Below are 21,707 nucleotides of genomic sequence, written 5' to 3'. Positions count from 1 at the left end.
AACAATAAGGTTAAGTCCTCGATCGATTAGTATCAGTCAGCTCCACATGTCGCCACGCTTCCACCTCTGACCTATCAACCTGATCATCTTTCAGGGATCTTACTAGCTTACGCTATGGGAAATCTCATCTTGAGGGGGGCTTCATGCTTAGATGCTTTCAGCATTTATCCCGTCCGCACGTAGCTACCCAGCGATGCTCTTGGCAGAACAACTGGTACACCAGCGGTGCGTCCATCCCGGTCCTCTCGTACTAAGGACAGCTCCTCTCAAATTTCCTGCGCCCACGACGGATAGGGACCGAACTGTCTCACGACGTTCTGAACCCAGCTCGCGTACCGCTTTAATGGGCGAACAGCCCAACCCTTGGGACCGACTACAGCCCCAGGATGCGATGAGCCGACATCGAGGTGCCAAACCTCCCCGTCGATGTGGACTCTTGGGGGAGATAAGCCTGTTATCCCCGGGGTAGCTTTTATCCGTTGAGCGATGGCCCTTCCATGCGGAACCACCGGATCACTAAGCCCGACTTTCGTCCCTGCTCGACTTGTAGGTCTCGCAGTCAAGCTCCCTTGTGCCTTTACACTCTACGAATGATTTCCAACCATTCTGAGGGAACCTTTGGGCGCCTCCGTTACATTTTAGGAGGCGACCGCCCCAGTCAAACTGCCCGCCTGACACTGTCTCCCGCCCCGATAAGGGGCGCGGGTTAGAATTTCAATACAGCCAGGGTAGTATCCCACCGACGCCTCGACCGAAGCTAGCGCTCCGGCTTCACAGGCTCCTACCTATCCTGTACAAGCTGTACCAAAATTCAATATCAGGCTGCAGTAAAGCTCCACGGGGTCTTTCCGTCCTGTCGCGGGTAACCTGCATCTTCACAGGTACTATAATTTCACCGAGTCTCTCGTTGAGACAGTGCCCAGATCGTTACGCCTTTCGTGCGGGTCGGAACTTACCCGACAAGGAATTTCGCTACCTTAGGACCGTTATAGTTACGGCCGCCGTTTACTGGGGCTTCAATTCAAAGCTTCGCCTTGCGGCTAACCTCTCCTCTTAACCTTCCAGCACCGGGCAGGCGTCAGCCCCTATACTTCGCCTTGCGGCTTCGCAGAGACCTGTGTTTTTGCTAAACAGTCGCCTGGGCCTATTCACTGCGGCTTTTCCGGGCTATTCACCCTAAAAAGCACCCCTTCTCCCGAAGTTACGGGGTCATTTTGCCGAGTTCCTTAACGAGAGTTCTCTCGCACACCTTAGGATTCTCTCCTCGCCTACCTGTGTCGGTTTGCGGTACGGGCACCCTACATCTCACTAGAGGCTTTTCTTGGCAGCGTGGAATCAGGAACTTCGGTACTATATTTCCCTCGCCATCACAGCTCCGCCTTAATGGAAACGGGATTTTCCTCGTTTCCGGCCTAACTGCTTGGACGCGCATATCCAACAGCGCGCTTACCCTATCCTTCTGCGTCCCCCCATCGCTCAAACGATGTATAGGTGGTACAGGAATATCAACCTGTTGTCCATCGCCTACGCTTTTCAGCCTCGGCTTAGGTCCCGACTAACCCTGAGCGGACGAGCCTTCCTCAGGAAACCTTAGGCATTCGGTGGAAGGGATTCTCACCCTTCTTTCGCTACTCATACCGGCATTCTCACTTCTAAGCGCTCCACCAGTCCTTCCGGTCTAGCTTCAACGCCCTTAGAACGCTCTCCTACCACGGATACCATACGGTATCCATCCACAGCTTCGGTGTTACGTTTAGCCCCGGTACATTTTCGGCGCAGAGTCACTCGACCAGTGAGCTATTACGCACTCTTTAAATGATGGCTGCTTCTGAGCCAACATCCTGGTTGTCTAAGCAACTCCACATCCTTTTCCACTTAACGTAAACTTGGGGACCTTAGCTGGTGGTCTGGGCTGTTTCCCTCTTGACTACGGATCTTATCACTCGCAGTCTGACTCCCGAGAATAAGTATTTGGCATTCGGAGTTTGACTGAATTCGGTAACCCGTTGGGGGCCCCTAGTCCAATCAGTGCTCTACCTCCAATACTCTCATCTCGAGGCTAGCCCTAAAGCTATTTCGGAGAGAACCAGCTATCTCCAGGTTCGATTGGAATTTCTCCGCTACCCACACCTCATCCCCGCACTTTTCAACGTACGTGGGTTCGGGCCTCCATTCAGTGTTACCTGAACTTCACCCTGGACATGGGTAGATCACCTGGTTTCGGGTCTACGACCTCATACTCATGCGCCCTATTCAGACTCGCTTTCGCTGCGGCTCCGTCTTATCAACTTAACCTTGCATGAAATCGTAACTCGCCGGTTCATTCTACAAAAGGCACGCTATCACCCATTAACGGGCTCTAACTACTTGTAGGCACACGGTTTCAGGATCTATTTCACTCCCCTTCCGGGGTGCTTTTCACCTTTCCCTCACGGTACTGGTTCACTATCGGTCACTAGGTAGTATTTAGCCTTGGGAGATGGTCCTCCCTGCTTCCGACGGGATTTCTCGTGTCCCGCCGTACTCAGGATCCACTCAGGAGGGAACGAAGTTTCAGCTACAGGGTTTTTACCTTCTTTGACGGATCTTTCCAGATCACTTCACTTACCCCGTTCCTTTGTAACTCCATGTTGAGTGTCCTACAACCCCAAGAGGCAAGCCTCTTGGTTTGGGCTATCTTCCGTTTCGCTCGCCGCTACTCAGGAAATCGCGTTTGCTTTCTCTTCCTCCGGGTACTTAGATGTTTCAGTTCCCCGGGTCTGCCTTCAGTACCCTATGTATTCAGGTAAAGATACTGTTCCATTACGAACAGTGGGTTTCCCCATTCGGAAATCTCCGGATCAAAGCTTACTTACAGCTCCCCGAAGCATATCGGTGTTAGTCCCGTCCTTCATCGGCTCCTAGTGCCAAGGCATCCACCGTGCGCCCTTTCTAACTTAACCATATGGTGGCTGATAAACGAAAAGTTTACCAAACAACCTAGTTGTTAAAAGGTCTTACTTGATGTCTTGAAAAATTAATGCAAAAATTTGCCTTCTATCTATTATCTAGTTTTCAAAGAACGATTCGGCAACGAATAAGCAAAAGATTAATCTGTTGCTTTCATGTACCACGAATGAATGAATTACTCATTCAAAACTGAACAAAACAAAAGCGCTCGTTATATTCCTTAGAAAGGAGGTGATCCAGCCGCACCTTCCGATACGGCTACCTTGTTACGACTTCACCCCAATCATCTGTCCCACCTTAGGCGGCTGGCTCCTTGCGGTTACCTCACCGACTTCGGGTGTTACAAACTCTCGTGGTGTGACGGGCGGTGTGTACAAGGCCCGGGAACGTATTCACCGTGGCATGCTGATCCACGATTACTAGCGATTCCGGCTTCATGTAGGCGAGTTGCAGCCTACAATCCGAACTGAGAATGGCTTTATGAGATTCGCTTACCCTCGCGGGTTTGCAGCTCTTTGTACCATCCATTGTAGCACGTGTGTAGCCCAGGTCATAAGGGGCATGATGATTTGACGTCATCCCCACCTTCCTCCGGTTTGTCACCGGCAGTCACCTTAGAGTGCCCAACTGAATGCTGGCAACTAAGATCAAGGGTTGCGCTCGTTGCGGGACTTAACCCAACATCTCACGACACGAGCTGACGACAACCATGCACCACCTGTCACTTTTGTCCCCGAAGGGAAGTTCCTATCTCTAGGAAGGGCAAAAGGATGTCAAGACCTGGTAAGGTTCTTCGCGTTGCTTCGAATTAAACCACATGCTCCACCGCTTGTGCGGGCCCCCGTCAATTCCTTTGAGTTTCAGCCTTGCGGCCGTACTCCCCAGGCGGAGTGCTTAATGCGTTAGCTGCAGCACTAAAGGGCGGAAACCCTCTAACACTTAGCACTCATCGTTTACGGCGTGGACTACCAGGGTATCTAATCCTGTTCGCTCCCCACGCTTTCGCGCCTCAGTGTCAGTTACAGACCAGAAAGTCGCCTTCGCCACTGGTGTTCCTCCAAATCTCTACGCATTTCACCGCTACACTTGGAATTCCACTTTCCTCTTCTGCACTCAAGTTCCCCAGTTTCCAATGACCCTCCACGGTTGAGCCGTGGGCTTTCACATCAGACTTAAGGAACCACCTGCGCGCGCTTTACGCCCAATAATTCCGGACAACGCTTGCCACCTACGTATTACCGCGGCTGCTGGCACGTAGTTAGCCGTGGCTTTCTGGTTAGGTACCGTCAAGGTACCAGCAGTTACTCTGGTACTTGTTCTTCCCTAACAACAGAACTTTACGACCCGAAAGCCTTCTTCGTTCACGCGGCGTTGCTCCGTCAGACTTTCGTCCATTGCGGAAGATTCCCTACTGCTGCCTCCCGTAGGAGTCTGGGCCGTGTCTCAGTCCCAGTGTGGCCGATCACCCTCTCAGGTCGGCTACGCATCGTGGCCTTGGTGAGCCATTACCTCACCAACTAGCTAATGCGCCGCGGGCCCATCTGTAAGTGACAGCCGAAACCGTCTTTCCATCTCTTCTCATGCGAGAAAAGAAATTATCCGGTATTAGCTCCGGTTTCCCGAAGTTATCCCAGTCTTACAGGTAGGTTGCCCACGTGTTACTCACCCGTCCGCCGCTAAATCAAGGGAGCAAGCTCCCTATCATTCGCTCGACTTGCATGTATTAGGCACGCCGCCAGCGTTCGTCCTGAGCCAGGATCAAACTCTCCAAAAAGTGTTTGACTTGCTCATTTGTTTTTATAGTGTGTACTCACTTAATTTAAAACGTTGGCGCTTTGTTTTGTTCAGTTTTCAAAGAGCAATCTTTGTCGTTTCTCTCAGAAGCGACTTTATCATAATAACACGTCACCTGTGTAAGAGTCAAGAGTTTTTTAAAACAAATTTAATGTCTTTGTAACTCGTTCTTAACAACAGTTATAAATATAACACCATAATAATAATTACGCAAGACTTTTTTATAATTCTCCTAAAATTATAAGTTAACATATCAATTTCACTTAGCATGCAGGAATGAACTATCTCTTTATTAAAGAACATCATAATTCTAAAACTATTATAAACAAAGGACCGAGCAGATATTATCTAAACGGTCCTTTGTTTATATAGAAAATTAACGTTGTCTCATAAGTGGGAATAATAACACGTCACGGATGGATGGAGAATTCGTTAATAGCATGACCAGACGATCAATCCCAATTCCTAGTCCTCCAGTTGGCGGCATTCCGTATTCAAGCGCTTCAATGAAGTCTTCGTCCATTTCATGCGCTTCATCATTACCTTGCTCTCGTTCTTTCAGTTGTGCTTCAAATCGTTGACGTTGATCTATTGGATCATTTAGCTCAGTGAATGCATTTGCATGTTCACGACCAACAATAAACAGTTCAAAACGGTCTGTAAATCGTGAATCTTGCGGATTCTTCTTGGCTAATGGTGAAATTTCAACCGGATGACCAAAAATAAAGGTAGGTTGAATAAGCTTTTCTTCTACCTTTTGCTCAAAGAATTCATTAACAATATGTCCAAATCCCATTGTATCTTTCACTTCAATACCGTGTTCTTTAGCCAATTGTTGCGCTTCTTCCTTGCTCATCGTTTTCCAGAAGTCTACTCCTGTATACTCTTTAACTGCATCAACCATATGCAGGCGTTTCCACTCAGGATTTAACTCTATTTCATAATCTCCATATTGAATAGTAGTTGTACCTAATACATCTTTTGCAATATGAGCAATTAAGTTCTCTGTAAGACTCATGATATCTTGATAATCTGCGTATGCTTCATATAATTCAATCAAGGTGAATTCGGGATTATGACGTGTAGAAACACCTTCATTTCTGAAGACACGACCAATTTCATATACTTTTTCAAGACCACCGACAATCAGGCGTTTTAAATGAAGTTCAATCGCAATTCTTAGATTTAAAGGCATATCTAATGCGTTATGATGTGTTTCAAACGGACGTGCTGCCGCTCCACCTGCAATAGAATGTAATAAAGGTGTTTCTACTTCAAGATATCCGTGATCATCTAAATATCTTCTCATTGATCGGACAATCTGACTGCGTAAAATCAACGTGTTTTTACTTTCTTCATTTGTTATGAGGTCAACGTATCGTTTACGGTAACGCTCTTCAACATCTTTCAATCCGTGGAATTTATCGGGCAGTGGACGAAGAGCTTTCGTTAAGAAAACATAGTTAGTCGCTTTAATTGATAATTCTCCTACATTTGTTTTGAAAACCAATCCAGTAATACCAACAATATCCCCTAAGTCTGTTTGTCCAAATAATTGATATTGTTCTTCTCCAACAGCATCCAGTCTTACATAGATTTGAATTTGTCCTGTCAGATCCTGCACATGGGCAAATCCAGCTTTACCCTTTCCTCGTTTTGTCATGATACGTCCAGCAATTGTCACTTCAATTTCTTGCTCCGCTAAATCTTCTTTCGATACTTCATTATAAGCTTGTGTAATTTGCTTAGCTTGATGAGTTCGATCGAATCTGCTTCCAAACGGATCTTGTCCATTACCCAAGATTGCTTGCATTTTATCTCGTCTAACCTGTAATTGGTCATTTAACTCTTCAGTCATGAACGTTCATCTCCATTTTTCTATTTCTCTTTATATTGATTCGCTACTAAATTTAGATACTCTATTATTTTTACACAAAGTAAAGTAATCGAACAGTCTTTTCCCTTAAAAACATCCATATAAAAACTGCCAGTTATCTCTGGCAGTTAGTTTAAGCGTATTATAGGTAAACAGGGAAGTAATGTCAAATTATTAAGCCATTTGAATTGTTGACTCTTTCGCTTCAATTTCTTCCACCATATCGTATAGAAGTGTGACAACGTCTTCTCTTGTATTACATTCATTTATTCCTTTTCTTGCCTTCGCATTGCCGCGGACCCCTTTTAAATACCACGCAGCATGCTTACGCATTTCTCGAACAGCAATATTTTCGTTCTTCAAGGCAATTAGACGATCCATATGAAGGACGCATACATCCATCTTCTCGCGCACTCCAGGTTCATCCATCAATTGACCTGTCTCAAGATATTTCACTGTACGATAAATCATCCATGGGTTACCTAGTGCAGCTCGCCCAATCATGACACCATCTACTCCAGTTTCTTCAAGCATTCTTTTTGCATCTTGAGGTGTTACAACATCACCATTACCAATAATGGGAATATTTACGTAATTTTTCACTTCACGAATGATATCCCAGTTGGCCTTTCCTTCGTACATTTGAACACGCGTCCTACCATGAATGGCTACAGCACTGCCACCTGCACGTTCAACAGCTTGAGCATTCTTAACAGCGAAAATATGCTCATCATCCCAACCTATACGCATTTTCACAGTTACCGGTTTGTCCACTGCATCTACTACTGCTGATACCATATCATAAATTTTATTTGGATCTAACAACCATCTAGCACCAGCTTCACATCTGATAATTTTCGAAACAGGACATCCCATGTTGATGTCGATAATATCAGCATTCGTATTCTTATCAACGAATTTCGCTGCTTGAACTAATGATTCCTTTTCACCACCAAAGATTTGCAAGCTGAGCGGGTTCTCTCTTTCATCTATATAAAGCATATTCATCGTTTTTTCATTTTTTAAATTTATCGCCTTGTCACTTACCATTTCCGCACAAACAAGACCTGCTCCAAACTCTTTTACCGTCAATCTAAAAGCAGAGTTACAAACACCAGCCATTGGCGCAAGAACGACCTGGTTATTCATTTCAACATTTCCAATCTTTAACACACTTTTACCTCCTTCATTGTTGTTCGATTTATTCTTTATCTTCAATTGGCTGAAGTTCCTCTACTGTTATTCCCAGTGCTTCTGACAACTTAAATAATAATTCATCTGAGGCAAAACGATTACCTCTTTCAATTTCGCCAAGAAGAGATACAGAAATACCAATTTCCTTTGCGAAACCTTCTTGAGTAAAACCTTTTAATTTTCGAAAAGCGCGTATACGCCTTCCCCACTTTTCTGCTTCCATAGTTGGACTCCTTCTTTATCCTCTAATTTCTCAAGAATATCGTTTAAAGGTGTATCTGTAGTAGGTAGCATGATAGTTGGATTTATCTCTAATAACGGAACGAGCACAAACGCCCTTCCCACCATCCGAGGATGCGGTACAGAAAGTCTCTCTGTCTCAATATTTTCATGATTATATAACAAAATGTCAAGATCCAACGTTCTAGGTCCCCAACGAATTTCCCTTTTCCTTCCTAACTTCCGCTCGATTTCCTGGCAAACATTTAGTAATTCAACTGCACTTAATCCAGTATTGACTAGTATAACCGCATTTAAAAACTGCGGCTGATCTATATATCCAATGGGTGCAGTTTCATACAATGAAGATGTTTGTAAAACTTTTACTTCTTTTTCTTCATGTAATAGTCGAATGGCTTCTTTTATATATTCCGAACGATCCCCCATATTAGAGCCAATTGATAAAAATGAATAATTTTCCATGTTATCTTCCCCTTTTAATCTCAACCGCCACAGATTGATAGTGTCCAGGGATTGGCGGATCGGGTTTATACACCTTTACCGTACATGTTTGCACCTTAGAAAAGCGTGAAAGCAGTTCTGACGTTATCTTTTCAGCAACAGCTTCTACTAATTTAAATGGTTTCCCTTCCACTATTTCCTTACACACTTCATATAACTCACCATAGTTAATAGAATCCTCTAGTTCATCACTTATACCTGCTGTAGCTAAATCAGCTTCTACAACCAAATCTACATAAAAGCGCTGTCCTAGACGTGTCTCTTCCAAAAACACACCATGATAGCCGTAAAATTGCATATTATTTAGAAAAATTTTATCCACTGTATTCTCCCTTTCCCACCAGGGCATCCATCATCTTCGCTACACGTGCCATTTCCTTCACATCGTGTACCCGGATCATTTGGCACCCTTGCTGAATCCCAAAACAAATTGTGGCAGCAGTTCCTTCCATCCGCTCATTCGGAGGTAAGTCAAGTACATTTCCAATCATAGACTTCTTGGAAGTAGCCAATAGTACTGGATACCCTAACGCAACGAGCTTATCTAGATTTCTCATCATTTCCAAATTCAAAGAAACATCTTTAGCAAAGCCAATTCCAGGATCAAGAATGATATTTTCATCTAAGACCCCTGCATTTTTCACAAGCATAATACTTTCGTATAGATCATTGAAGGCATCACGCATAAAAAGTTGATAATCAACCTTCTCACGGTTATGCATTAATATAATCGGCACTTGAAACTCTGCAGCTACCTTAGCCATGTCAGAATCCGCCTTCGCTCCCCAAATATCATTGAGAATGTGCGCACCTGCTGCCAACGATTCCCTTGCCACAGCAGATTTATACGTATCGATCGACATCGTCACTTCAATATTCCGTGTAATTGCTTCAATAATAGGAACGACCCGTTCAATTTCTTCTTCATCTGAAATTTTATCATAGTTAGGGCGGGTCGACTCTCCACCAATATCTATAATATCTGCTCCATCCTTAACCATTTGCTCAGCATGCTTTAGAGCATGATCAATACGATTATAACGTCCCCCATCAGAAAATGAATCTGGTGTGACATTTAAAATCCCCATAATTACTGTTTTCTTACTAAAGTCCAACGAATACGGACTATATTTACTATTTACTAATGGCATGTATCGGTCCCCTCATTCTAATAAAATCCTTATATAACGAGTGTACCATAAGACGTCTTCGTATTTAAGAATGGTCGATAATATACGCCACAAGCTCAGGTAACAGAAACCCGCATCATTGTGATAATACTCATCTGCTACCACTTCTATTCACTTACCTTATCCCAAAGACTGTCCCATAAAAAAAGGATCAGACCTCGCTACTACTATATACAGTTTAAATAAACTGTATATAGAGTGCGAGGTCCGATCCTTATAATAGACATCTTTTTTAATTAAACCTTAATCAAAGTGATATAAAGGTGTGCTTAGATAACGTTCCCCATTATCCGGAAGAATAGCTAAGACCTTTTTACCTTTACCTAATTTCTTCGCCACTTGCATCGCGGCGAAAATAGCTGCGCCCGAAGAGATTCCACCTAGGATTCCTTCCTCTTTTGCAACACGGCGTGCAGATTCAAACGCTTCTTCTGCGCTAACAGTAATCACGTCATCATAAATTTCAGTATTTAAAGTTTCTGGAACAAATCCTGCACCAATTCCTTGAATTTTGTGCGGACCAGGTTTACCACCTGATAAAACAGCTGAATCCGTAGGCTCAACTGCATAAATTTTAATATCTGAGTATTTCTCTCGTAAGACTTCACCTGCACCAGAAATAGTCCCTCCAGTACCAATACCAGAAATAAAGGCATCCAGTTTTCCCTCTCCAAATGCTTGTACAATTTCAGGACCAGTCGTGTTGCGATGCACTTCAGGGTTTGCTTCATTTTCAAATTGTTGTGGGACGTAGTAGCCATTTTCCTTTGCAAGCTCATTCGCTTTTGCAATTGCCCCTTTCATCCCATCGGGTCCAGGAGTTAACACTAATTCCGCTCCATATGCACGTAACAGGGAGCGACGCTCTATACTCATTGTTTCAGGCATGACAAGTATTGCTTTATACCCTTTTGCTGATGCCACCATCGCTAAACCGATACCTGTGTTACCACTTGTAGGCTCAATAATGGTATCACCACTTTTTAGTTTACCGCTTTTTTCCGCTGATTCAATCATAGCTAAAGCAATGCGATCTTTTACACTGCTTCCCGGGTTCATATATTCAAGTTTTACATATATGTCCGCACTATTCTCATCTTGTAGTTGATTTAATTTTACAATTGGCGTTTGGCCGATTAATTCAGCGACGGAATTTACAATATGTGTCATTATCCACACTCCTAATACCTAGTAATTTTATTGGTTTAATATAAAATATACACCAATAACACCAAAATGTCAATCTATTTGAACTATTCTGCCTATTAATCAAACCTAGTCGTAAGCAAAATGCCATCAGAATTCCCCATCTGCTAGTACATTAGATCTAAATGAAAATGGGCTTCTATTGGATCCCCTACTCTCTCTTTTACTTTAGCTCCTCAATTAATGATTCAAGATCTTCCTTCGAGAAAAGATAGGTCTCATTACAAAAATGACATTGGGCCTCAGCCTTACCATCTGTAACGATCATATCCTGAATCTCATCTTTACCTAAACTAACTAACGTATTGGAAATTCGTTCGCGGGAGCATTGGCATTTAAATTGAACAGGCATTTTTTCAAGTAACCTGACATTTCCTTCACCTAATACTTCATCAAGAATTTGCTCCGGTGTTAACCCCTGTTGAATCATTTTCGAAATAGGTGTGATTGTTCTTAATCGTTCTTCAATTGCAGTTATCGTTTCATCTTCTACTCCCGGCATAAGCTGAATAATAAAACCACCAGCAGCAAGAATCGTATTATCAGGATTAACTAAGACACCCACTCCAACTGAAGAAGGGATCTGTTCAGATGTTACAAGATAATATGTGAAGTCCTCTCCAAGTTCACCAGACACTAGCGGTACTTGGCCCGTAAAGTAATCACGGAGTCCAATATCTTTTACAATTGACAGCATTCCGTCCGTCCCTACCGCTCTCCTTACATCAAGCTTCCCATGATCATTGAGATCAAAATGGGTCTGAGGATTCGCTACATATCCTCTCACTTCGCCTTTGGCATTCACATCAACTAAAATAACCCCGAGTGGACCGCCACCCTCAATCTTAATGGTTAGTTTTTCTTCTCCTTTAAGCATTGCTCCTAACATTAGACCCGCTGACATTGAACGACCAAGTGCAGCAGATGCAGTTGGCCATGTATAATGACGCCGCTGTGCTTCTCCTACTGTTTTTGTCGTTGAAACTGCATAGGCACGAACTTGGCCATTATAAGCTAGAGCTTTTACTAAATAATCTTCCATCTCCATACGCCTCCTATTTGGTAAATTTAAAACTTACCGTCTGCTAAAAAGGATTATCCTTTATTTTTCTTATAGATAAATTGTAAACCTTTTAATGTTAAAAAGGGATCGACGACGTCAATAATTGTGGATTCATCGGCAACTAGTTGCGCTAATCCTCCTGTCGCAATCACTTTAGGCGGAAACTTGCTTTGGGCCTTCATCCTAGAGACAATCCCCTCTACCTGCCCAACAAACCCATACAATATTCCAGCCTGCATAGCCGTTATTGTATTTTTTCCAATAATTTCATCCGGACGCACAATCTCAATCCTAGGTAATTTAGCTGCTCTTGAATATAGAGCTTCCGTTGAAATACCAATCCCTGGGGCTATCGCTCCCCCCATATACTGTTTATGCTCATCAATGTAGCAATACGTCGTAGCTGTACCAAAGTCCACAATAATCAATGGGCATCCATATTCATGAATACCCGCCACAGCATTAACGATTCGGTCAGCCCCTACCTCTCTTGGATTGTCATACTTAATATTCAAACCTGTTTTAACTCCTGGTCCAACAATAATTGGTTGAATACCGAAATATTTCTCGCACATATTTTCAAGAGCAAACATAATAGGTGGAACAACAGATGAAATAATAATCCCATCGAAATCTTCAAAGCAAATCTGTTCGTGTTCTAATAGTGACTTAATCGTCATGCCATATTCATCTTCTGTTTTATGGCGATTCGTCTCAATACGCCAATGAAATTTTAACTCACTTCTTTCATATACCCCTAACATGATATTCGTATTACCGACATCTAAAACCATAATCATCGATCTCACCACTCCGGCAAATTATTCTCAAACATCATAACATAATGCTCTGTTTAGACGCTAACAGGCGGACTTTCCATGTTTATTTTCTCCCGGAATAGGAAAAGGTATTTCCTTGGAAGGAAATACCTTTTACATGTTTATTTCTTCTGATCTTCTTCGCTAGGAAATGAATTAGGTACATCATCAGAACGCTTCTCTTCAATTGGCATATCCCGAAGAGAATCATTCGTTACTTCTAGACTCTCTGGATTTCTTTCATCTAAAGGCTTAAGCAACGCTTCCTTCTCTTCTTTCTTATTGATGGTAACTTTCAGGTCGCCATCATTGCCCAATCGACCATTAAGAGCTGTATAATCACGTTCCGGCAATTTGCCATGGTCATAAAGACCTTTGATTTGTCCAGCATCCAATGTTTCGATTTCCAATAACGTTTTCGCAATAAGATCTAATTTATCACGTTTTTCCGTGATGATACTTTTCGCTTTTTGGTAAGATTCTTTAATGATTCGTTGAATTTCCAGATCAATTTCATAGGCAATCGCATCTGAATAATTCTGCTCATTATTGAAATCACGCCCTAAGAAAACTTGACCTCCTTGAGACTGCCCAAACTGAAGTGGTCCGAGTTTGTCACTCATCCCATATTCAGTTACCATGCTGCGTGCAATGGCAGTAGCCCTTTGAAAGTCATTATGAGCGCCTGTGCTAACTTCACCGAAAACAACTTCTTCAGCTACACGCCCACCTAAAAGTCCAACAATTTTATCAAGAAGCTCCGGTTTTGTCATAAAGAATCGATCTTCCTTAGGAAGCATAACCGCATAACCACCAGCTTGCCCACGCGGAACAATCGTTACTTTATGGACTGTTTCAGCATCGTCTAGCACCAACCCAATGATTGTATGGCCCGCTTCATGCCAAGCGACGATATTACGTTCTTTCTTGGAGATAACACGGTTTTTCTTGGCCGGTCCTGCAATAACCCGATCAGACGCTTCATCAAGATCGGACATGTCGATTTTCTTCTTATCTTGACGGGCTGCTACAAGAGCAGCTTCGTTTAATAAGTTTTCTAAATCGGCTCCGGAGAATCCTGGAGTACGTTGAGCGATTGCTTTTAAGTCAACACTTTCTGCCAAAGGCTTGTTGCGTGCATGAACTTGCAATACCGCTTCACGCCCTTTAACATCTGGACGCCCCACCGTAATTTGGCGATCAAAACGACCTGGACGCAATAATGCAGGGTCCAGAATATCTGCACGGTTTGTTGCTGCTATAATGATGATTCCTTCATTTCCACCGAAACCATCCATTTCAACAAGTAACTGATTAAGCGTTTGCTCACGCTCATCATGACCGCCACCTAGACCCGCACCACGCTGACGTCCAACCGCATCAATTTCATCAATGAAGATGATACACGGAGAGTTCTTCTTCGCATTCTCAAACAAGTCACGAACACGAGACGCGCCGACACCGACGAACATCTCAACAAAGTCAGAACCGCTAATCGAAAAGAAAGGAACTCCCGCTTCTCCCGCAACTGCTCTCGCAAGCAAAGTTTTACCTGTTCCCGGTGGTCCTACAAGTAAGACACCTTTAGGAATACGTGCACCTAGCTCAACAAATTTCCGAGGGTCTTTCAAGAATTCAACTACTTCAACAAGTTCTTGCTTTTCTTCATCCGCACCTGCTACATCATTGAAACGCACCTTTTTCTTGTCATCATTATACAACTTCGCTTTGCTTTTCCCAAAGTTCATAACACGACCGCCGCCGCCTTGTGCCTGATTAAGCAAGAAAAAGAATAAAATAAAGATGATCACGAAAGGTATAATAGACGTGAAGAATGTTACCCATCCGCTTGTTTGCTGTGCAGGAATTGTTTTAATAGCAACTCCCTTTTCTTCCGCAAGATCGTATATACGAGTTTGCGTAACCTCACTATTTGTTACATAGGTAAAGAATTTATCCGTGCCTTTTTTGTAATCTCCTCTGATTTCATAAACATTGCGTACAGGCTGGATTTCGAATGATTTTAATTGCCCTTTTTCCAATTGACTATAAAATTGGTCTTGAGATATTTCTTTAGTCGGCTCATTATTCGTATTAAAAATACTAACAATTCCAATGATGACTAAAAAGATGAGTAAATAAAATATTGTATTACGGAAGATCCGATTCATCCCTTACCTCCTCCCACTGGTAAACAACTATAGTAAATAGTATCATAGAAAATAATGGAGTTACAATTATTTAACATCGCTACTTGATTTAAAGAAAATCGTATATTAAATCATTCACCTTTTTCGTAAATTGCTGGTTTAAGAATGCCGATATACGGAAGGTTGCGATATCTTTCCGCGTAATCTAAACCATATCCAACCACAAATTCATCCGGTACGATAAAACCAGTATAATCAGGTGTTATGTCAGCCTTTCTTCCAGTAGGCTTATCTAACAATGTTACGATACTTATTGATTTTGCTTTTCGATAACGGAAAAGTTCTGCAAGATAGCTTAGCGTTAGGCCGCTGTCAATGATGTCTTCGATAATTAAAATATCACGACCCTCTACAGATGCATCCAAATCCTTAATAATTTTTACTTCACCTGAAGATACTGTGGAATTTCCATAGCTGGAAACATCCATAAAATCCATTTCTAAATGTGCATCGATACGTTTTAATAGGTCACTCATAAACGGCATTGCACCTTTTAAAACTCCAACAGCTAAAGGAAACTTGTCTTTATACTCGTGCTCCAACTGCGATGCTAGCTCTTTAATTTTATCCTGTAGTTCTTCCTCAGTGATTAACACTTTTTCAATGTCGTTTTGCATGGTCATTGTAATTGATTGCCCCCCAAGAAGATTTAAGCTTTATGATATTCTAAATAAATAAAAGATTGTTCATCATACGTATCAACAAACTCCAGATTGGACTTTTTCAGACCAGGAATCCAAACAATCACCCCTGATTGATCAGTTAGTACTGGCCAGTTCCGCCTCATTTGCATCGGGATTTTTTCATTAATAAAAATATCCTTTAGCTTTTTTGTATGATTGCCTTTGCCCTTGATAACCATATTATCACCATTTCTTCGGTTACGGGCGATGAGTGGCAGTGCTGTTTTTTGGATAGGCAGATAAAAAGAATGGTTTCCAGCTTGGCCAGGAATTCCTTCTAAATACTGTGCTTTAATTTTAAATCCATTCGGTAGAAAAGTCTCTCCAGGAATCGTGATGGTAACGGAATAATCAGAGCTTTCTTTTTGTTGAAATCGAAACGTACACGCTTCATAAGATTTCTCACAAATAAGCCCTTCCGGAAGATGTAATTCTGCTGAAGGATGGGGATTAAAAAACAAAGCAGAGAGCTGGTCAATATGTACTGCTGAAAGTGATGATGGTCTCTTTATATAAAGATAGTTTAATATTAGTTGAATCGCTCTTCTTTGTAAAGGTTTTGGTATCATAAGTAGCTGATTCAAATCAATTGAAGACTCACTCTTCGTTTTACTAAGCCAAATCTTTTCCATATAGCGATTTGTCATTTGTTGCAAAAGTTGTTCGTCCTCAGCTAATTCTTCACTAAACCTTTGAAAATGCTCATGTACTTTTGGATTTTCCCGTTTTAAAGCCGGTAATACATCATGCCGAAATCGGTTTCTCACATAATCATTATGTTCATTACTTGGATCCATTCGAGGAGTCAATTCATAGCTATTGGCATATGCATTGATTTCCTCCTTTGTCACAACAAGGAATGGTCTAATAATCTCTCCGTTTAGAAAGGGGCGCTTGACGGCAATGCCTGCTCGCGCCATTCCTGACGCTCCTCTCGTCAGCCTCATAAGCATCGTTTCAATTTGATCGTCACCGTGGTGACCAAGTGCTAAGATGGACAGTTGATACTTCTTCATTACCTCTTCAAAAAAAGCATAACGAAGATTTCTTGCTGCTAATTGCGAACTTTCACCTGTCTGTTCCATATAAGCAGGTACATTTATTCTTTTTCCCTCAAATGGAATATTCCATTCCTGACAAGTTTTCTCTACAAACTGATAATCCACATATGATTCTTCTCCCCGGAACATATGATCGACGTGTGCAACAACGAGTTCTAGCTCCAATCTTTCTCTTAATGAACAAAGAAAGTGCAGAAGAACTAGCGAATCAGGTCCACCAGAAACACCTACAAGTAGTCGGGATTTTTGTGGGATTAATTGATACCGGTTTATCTCAGACAATACTTTTTGCACAAACATCCTATCTTCCCTCTTTATAAACTTGTTTTATCCTATCTCTAAATTGTACGCGTTAGATAGCATAACTTTTCGTAAAATTAACAATCCCTTAATTTTTTTACTATATCATAGGAACTGATTATATACATACAGAACATACAATATCGATACAAAAATAGCTAAGATAAGTGTCTCGAGAACACCTCTTCTTTTCTTCCTTTTTCTCATTGTGCGTGTTTGACTAGTGCCTTTGTTATTTTTCTTACCTTGGGATGTTGAATTCGTTTGAGTTTTCTTGTGTTCATGCTCCTTGTTTAATACGTTCAATAAATCATTTCGCATTTCATCTGCTGAGTGATATTGACCTCTCATTGCACCATTTAACACTTTACTATACGGATGAAGTCCCCTTTTTTGCTTAATCAACTCATTAATCTGTGTATAGCCATCTCCTTTTTTCGAAAATCGTTTCGGATAGAAGGAATTAATGATAATCATCGCCACTGCAAATAAATCATATTGCGGATCTGCTTTTCTTGACCCCATTCCCCAATACCCCCTATCAAAAAACTCCGTGAACTCTTTGATAGACCGACCGAATAATGTAGTCCCACCAACATCGATACAACGAATTTTATAAGCAGGGAGTGTAACGATCAAATTATCTGGCTTCAAATCTCCAAACGCCCAACCTTGCTTGTGAAGTTCACCCAAGCTTGACAGAAGTTGCAGCATCAATACACCAATCCACGATTCCCCTTTCTTCTCAATAAACGCCAAGTATCCTTCTCCTCTTATGTATTCCATGACATAGAACGGGAGTGGCCTTCCATTCTTCAATAAATCGTCTGCTTCAAAAAAAGAAGGTCCAAGAGAGTGTCCCTGGACCTTGGAAAAGGATTTTAGTATATTCATTTCTGAACTAATCGACGAATAATCATCACTTAGTTTTAACGCGACTTGTCCATAATTGCTTTCTGCAAGATAGACAATTCCATTTGCTCCATATCCCAATTCCTCTTTAATTTGGTATGGATTCTTATTCCACTTCCCAGTTATGAGACTACCGGGCAGGAGGTTACACTGTTTCCTCAAAGTATGATTCGTCATCATGAGACAACAATCCCCTTAGTGATCGTTTTTTTTGAAAATATCCCAGTGCTTCGTTGATGGCAGGGCCCGTCGGTGTTATTCCTCCAGTTGTAAGTTTCGGGAATATTTTCGTAAGCACCTCAAGCTTCGGCGTCCAATCCAATAGTTTCTCGACATCTTTTCTTTTCCCAGGAAATACGAACACAGAAAATTTATTATCACCCATTCTGGCATTCATACTTAGCGATAAATCCAAAAGCGCATCTTTAACAGTCGGAAGCTTATGTTTCATGCTCGCGCTTGTATCTACGAGAATAAGTACTTCCAATTTGCTTGTCTCACCAAGTTCATCTACTACTTCCATGACTTCTCCGCGTTTATCGGGTGGTAAGTCTTCCATTGATGTGGATTTTCCAAGTATTTGCTGTAACTCTTTATTCACAAGTCCTTGTATCGTTTGCGTCATTGCTTTTCTCGTTACCATTTGGACAGTATGTGACAGCTGTTTTGAATACACAATCTGACTTATTCCACCACCAGATAACGCAATGGATTCGATTTCCTGCAACCCTTTTTCATTAATTGTATCATTTTCCATAACCCCTATAACATTAACCGAAATCCCTTGTTCTCTTGCCAAAGCTGCCATTGCAGCAGGATCTTCACCTTGATTTGAGCACCCATCAGTAATTAACAAGATTTGCTTCAACGTTCCTGTTTTCATGTTCATACTCCTCTCGAAAAAATACTGTTACCATTTTCGACAAGAAAATAGAAAATTATACTTTTAATTCAGTTCCTCTTCTTGTGCGATCTTCATGCCCTTTTCCGATGAGCTTGAACTGGAATGGATGCCCATTTCGGTGTATTATGCATAATCTTCGCTGTAACCACTGTCATATCATCATCAATATCCCCTTTCGTTCTAACTACCTCTTCTAAAATTAAATCAGAAATTTCCTGTGGATCTTCTGTTTGTAGTTCCTTCAATTTTCTTTTAATCCAAAACTCAAAGTTCTCCACATGAGTAGGCCCTTCAAAAATCCCATCGCTCATCATAATGAGGATATCCCCTGCCTTCAGCTCTTCACAAACAACATCCACATCGAATTCCTGAATAATACCCATTGGCAAATTACTTGCTTCAATTTTAATTACTTTATCCCCCCTCTTTATAAAGCTAGGTATTGAACAAATTTTCAAAAACCTAGCCTGTGCATCTTGCAAATCAATCATAACTAAATCTAACGTTGAAAAAATTTCATCTGTCGTTCGAAGAGAAAGGACGGAATTCACCGATTTAATTGCGATTTTCTCCTCTATACCCGACATGAGGAATTTTTGCAGAAGTTTTAACGTTTCCGTGCTCTCAAAATGAGCTCTTTCCCCATTTCCCATCCCATCACTAATAGCTATGGCATATTTGCCAAATCCTATTTCCGTCGTAGTAAAACTGTCTCCCGAGACTAGTCCTCCTCCTTTTGCTGCATGAGCCACTCCTGTTTCCACTGTATACTTCTTAGCTGAACGGAAAACGACTTCACATTGTCCGTTAGGGAAAGTTGCACATTCCTCTGAGTGAACAATCACTGTTTCACCTAGAATATCAGAAAGCATGGGTGCAATTAGCTTTTCACTTTCACCTCTTCCTTGGCAGTATGGAACACTCATTTCAATATCGACATTCCCTTGTTCAAGGCTATAGATTTCTACATTCGTGATATGCAACCCGAAATCCTGAATAGCTTCCATAATGGACTCTTCCTGTTGATGATGATTGATTCGTTCTCGTTGGATTTCCTTTGCAAAATCTTCCATAACAGCTGATACACCCTTTAATTGATCAGCGACTAACCTCCGGCTTTCTTGGACTTGCCTTTTTAATCTTTTATTGGCTTGATAATAAAGAAGCTCTTGAGAAATCGTCGCAATAACTTTTGGACTGTTAATACAGTGCTTTTCCCATTCCTTCACAGTTTTTTTAGAAAGCTGTCCATCATGTTCACTCAATTGAAACATAATTTCCTGCATCCCCTCATATGTTGTATCAAAGTTCTTTGCCCAGCATTGTTCTTTTTTAAAGCACATCTGGCACGTCCTTTCAGTCACATTGCTTAAGAAGTAATCGAGTTCCTTTTCATCGTCCTCTCCCTCTCCTCGGTCATCCATTTGTGCAAAGCTATTGGATAGCGCTTCGAATACATTCGAAAATTGTGATACCCTTTGCGCCGTTACATCTCGTACTTTCCGCATGTACTGCTGTTGTTCATTCGTATGTTCATTAGTACCTGGAATGTGCTTTGAAATCTTCCCAATTGCGGAACTTGGTGTAATAAGAAACAAGAGCACAGCAATTAATGTTTCATATAAGGTGATCGTAATATTGTTCGATCCCTCCCCGTACAAACCAATAAGTAAGGTAGCAATAACTAACCCTATTGAAACACCTACCTTTTTTCCATCACGCAAAAGTCCACCAAGCAAGCCCGAAAAAGCAAGCAAGCTCATTTGTAATAAGCTTGTTACACTAGATAAACTGAAAATCAGGCCCGTAACTACCCCAACTGTGGAACCGATAGCTGCCCCACCTGCTAGTCCAAATAAAAGAACAAGATAGCGTGATAAAATATGTTCGACAGAAAGATCGTACATGGACCATCCAATTGTTCCAGTCATAACCGATGCAAGTAATATAATGATCGAGATAATTTCTTCAGTCTTTAAAGATTGTGACTTTTTCCTAACTGTAAGGAGAGGAATCGATTGTATGAATATGAGTGTAAGAATTAGCGCAAGACCCGCTTCTACTCCTACCATCATGCCATCATATAATACAAGTGTACGGTGAATCATATATTGCTTTGACAAACCAACGATGACTAACGAAAGAAATACATACAAAGAAATGACCTTGATTTGAGATTCTGGTTTTAACTTCTTCATCTTGTGAAAAAGTAAAAATAACACCGTGCTAGAGAAAAGAGTAAGGCTGCTTGAAATAGAAACTGTTAACGCTCCCATAATTAATCCGACCAATGCCAACGGGGCACGATCTCGCCTCATCAAGAATACAGCGGCGAAGAAGGCTAATCCAAATGGGGATAATTGCGATAATATAAGTGCTCGTCCTAATAAGAAACCAATGAAGGCTAAGACGATTCCACGTTTTATGAAGATATCTATTAACTTTGTCTGAAGATGAGTGATCCAATGAATAGCGCCTGCTTTTGCTCCTTGCAGATGCACCTCGGCAATGGGCTCCAATACATTTCGTTCAACCTTTTCCATATATGAAACACTCCCATTCATATTAGTATTTTTTATTATAAAGAGAGTATCACACGGATTTTGTCAGAATTTTATAAATTTAATTAAAAACGTTCGACTATTTTCTATAGGAATATTCAATTACATACAGATTTTTAAACCATTCTCTGAAAAACTAAGCCTTATATTCAAATTCGTTTAAATAAAAGGGAGGTTTTTATACTTTCATTGAAAATAAAACTGAGAATATTGTGATTCATAGTATGAAACGACAATCAGAGAAA

General features: G+C 41.5%; 15 protein-coding genes and 2 rRNA genes. All 17 read right to left on the bottom strand.

The features are described from left to right. Positions 1-6 precede the first annotated feature (6 nt). Positions 7-2,942 (bottom strand): 23S ribosomal RNA (locus AC1MGI_RS05370). Between the two features lie 231 nt (positions 2,943-3,173). Then, a 16S ribosomal RNA gene (locus AC1MGI_RS05365) occupies positions 3,174-4,723 on the bottom strand. Together the 16S and 23S rRNA genes form the textbook arrangement of a ribosomal RNA operon. Before the next feature lie 396 nt (positions 4,724-5,119). Continuing rightward, on the bottom strand, positions 5,120-6,601 hold the full coding sequence (lysS, locus tag AC1MGI_RS05360) for a lysine--tRNA ligase (protein WP_480348855.1): 1,482 nt from the start codon (positions 6,599-6,601) through the stop codon (positions 5,120-5,122). A 192-nt stretch (positions 6,602-6,793) separates the two neighbouring features. Continuing rightward, entirely contained in the window at positions 6,794-7,792 is a 999-nt protein-coding gene (gene dusB / locus AC1MGI_RS05355) for a tRNA dihydrouridine synthase DusB (protein ID WP_480348854.1), read from the bottom strand. Between the two features lie 28 nt (positions 7,793-7,820). Continuing rightward, on the bottom strand, positions 7,821-8,036 hold the full coding sequence (locus AC1MGI_RS05350; protein WP_480348853.1) for a helix-turn-helix domain-containing protein: 216 nt from the start codon (positions 8,034-8,036) through the stop codon (positions 7,821-7,823). Beyond that, positions 7,988-8,515 (bottom strand): 2-amino-4-hydroxy-6-hydroxymethyldihydropteridine diphosphokinase, encoded by a 528-nt coding sequence (folK, locus tag AC1MGI_RS05345; protein WP_480348852.1) that lies wholly within the window; start codon positions 8,513-8,515, stop codon positions 7,988-7,990. The genes AC1MGI_RS05350 and folK overlap by 49 nt, the downstream gene beginning before the upstream one ends. 1 nt (position 8,516) lies before the next feature. Next, complete coding sequence (folB, locus tag AC1MGI_RS05340) at positions 8,517-8,876, bottom strand: dihydroneopterin aldolase (protein ID WP_403078052.1); 360 nt, start codon at positions 8,874-8,876, stop codon at positions 8,517-8,519. After that, positions 8,869-9,705, bottom strand: a complete 837-nt coding sequence (folP, locus tag AC1MGI_RS05335) for a dihydropteroate synthase (protein ID WP_480348851.1) — start codon at positions 9,703-9,705, stop codon at positions 8,869-8,871. The genes folB and folP overlap by 8 nt, the downstream gene beginning before the upstream one ends. A gap of 282 nt (positions 9,706-9,987) precedes the next feature. Continuing rightward, positions 9,988-10,914, bottom strand: coding sequence for a cysteine synthase A (gene cysK, locus AC1MGI_RS05330; protein ID WP_480348850.1), 927 nt, complete (start codon positions 10,912-10,914; stop codon positions 9,988-9,990). Positions 10,915-11,113: 199 nt separating this feature from the next. Continuing rightward, on the bottom strand, positions 11,114-11,992 hold the full coding sequence (gene hslO, locus AC1MGI_RS05325; protein ID WP_480348849.1) for an Hsp33 family molecular chaperone HslO: 879 nt from the start codon (positions 11,990-11,992) through the stop codon (positions 11,114-11,116). A gap of 53 nt (positions 11,993-12,045) precedes the next feature. Continuing rightward, positions 12,046-12,813 (bottom strand): type III pantothenate kinase, encoded by a 768-nt coding sequence (locus AC1MGI_RS05320; RefSeq protein WP_480348848.1) that lies wholly within the window; start codon positions 12,811-12,813, stop codon positions 12,046-12,048. A 140-nt stretch (positions 12,814-12,953) separates the two neighbouring features. Further along, entirely contained in the window at positions 12,954-15,002 is a 2,049-nt protein-coding gene (ftsH, locus tag AC1MGI_RS05315) for an ATP-dependent zinc metalloprotease FtsH (protein ID WP_480348847.1), read from the bottom strand. A 110-nt stretch (positions 15,003-15,112) separates the two neighbouring features. Further along, entirely contained in the window at positions 15,113-15,658 is a 546-nt protein-coding gene (gene hpt / locus AC1MGI_RS05310; RefSeq protein ID WP_403078146.1) for a hypoxanthine phosphoribosyltransferase, read from the bottom strand. Between the two features lie 32 nt (positions 15,659-15,690). Further along, the gene (gene tilS / locus AC1MGI_RS05305) at positions 15,691-17,085 is read right to left on the bottom strand and encodes a tRNA lysidine(34) synthetase TilS (protein ID WP_480348846.1); all 1,395 of its coding nucleotides are present in this window, start codon (positions 17,083-17,085) and stop codon (positions 15,691-15,693) included. A gap of 105 nt (positions 17,086-17,190) precedes the next feature. Beyond that, positions 17,191-18,177 (bottom strand): protein kinase domain-containing protein, encoded by a 987-nt coding sequence (locus AC1MGI_RS05300; protein ID WP_480348845.1) that lies wholly within the window; start codon positions 18,175-18,177, stop codon positions 17,191-17,193. Continuing rightward, on the bottom strand, positions 18,143-18,880 hold the full coding sequence (locus tag AC1MGI_RS05295; RefSeq protein WP_062187720.1) for a vWA domain-containing protein: 738 nt from the start codon (positions 18,878-18,880) through the stop codon (positions 18,143-18,145). Before AC1MGI_RS05295 ends, AC1MGI_RS05300 begins: the two co-directional genes overlap by 35 nt. A 92-nt stretch (positions 18,881-18,972) precedes the next feature. Further along, entirely contained in the window at positions 18,973-21,444 is a 2,472-nt protein-coding gene (gene spoIIE / locus AC1MGI_RS05290; protein ID WP_480348844.1) for a stage II sporulation protein E, read from the bottom strand. Between the last annotated feature and the right edge of the window lie 263 nt (positions 21,445-21,707).

Source organism: Peribacillus sp. BM1, from assembly GCF_056679975.1.
Note: the sequence above shows the minus strand (reverse complement) of the source record. Positions and strands in the feature narration are given on the sequence as shown.

Coding starts and splice junctions, on each gene's coding strand:
- lysS (WP_480348855.1), bottom strand. CDS start 6,601: ATGACTGAAGAGTTAAATGACCAATTACAGGTTAGACGAGATAAAATG.
- AC1MGI_RS05350 (WP_480348853.1), bottom strand. CDS start 8,036: ATGGAAGCAGAAAAGTGGGGAAGGCGTATACGCGCTTTTCGAAAATTA.
- folK (WP_480348852.1), bottom strand. CDS start 8,515: ATGGAAAATTATTCATTTTTATCAATTGGCTCTAATATGGGGGATCGT.
- folP (WP_480348851.1), bottom strand. CDS start 9,705: ATGCCATTAGTAAATAGTAAATATAGTCCGTATTCGTTGGACTTTAGT.
- cysK (WP_480348850.1), bottom strand. CDS start 10,914: ATGACACATATTGTAAATTCCGTCGCTGAATTAATCGGCCAAACGCCA.
- hslO (WP_480348849.1), bottom strand. CDS start 11,992: ATGGAAGATTATTTAGTAAAAGCTCTAGCTTATAATGGCCAAGTTCGT.
- AC1MGI_RS05320 (WP_480348848.1), bottom strand. CDS start 12,813: ATGATTATGGTTTTAGATGTCGGTAATACGAATATCATGTTAGGGGTA.
- ftsH (WP_480348847.1), bottom strand. CDS start 15,002: ATGAATCGGATCTTCCGTAATACAATATTTTATTTACTCATCTTTTTA.
- hpt (WP_403078146.1), bottom strand. CDS start 15,658: ATGCAAAACGACATTGAAAAAGTGTTAATCACTGAGGAAGAACTACAG.
- tilS (WP_480348846.1), bottom strand. CDS start 17,085: ATGTTTGTGCAAAAAGTATTGTCTGAGATAAACCGGTATCAATTAATC.
- AC1MGI_RS05300 (WP_480348845.1), bottom strand. CDS start 18,177: ATGATGACGAATCATACTTTGAGGAAACAGTGTAACCTCCTGCCCGGT.
- AC1MGI_RS05295 (WP_062187720.1), bottom strand. CDS start 18,880: ATGAAAACAGGAACGTTGAAGCAAATCTTGTTAATTACTGATGGGTGC.
- spoIIE (WP_480348844.1), bottom strand. CDS start 21,444: ATGGAAAAGGTTGAACGAAATGTATTGGAGCCCATTGCCGAGGTGCAT.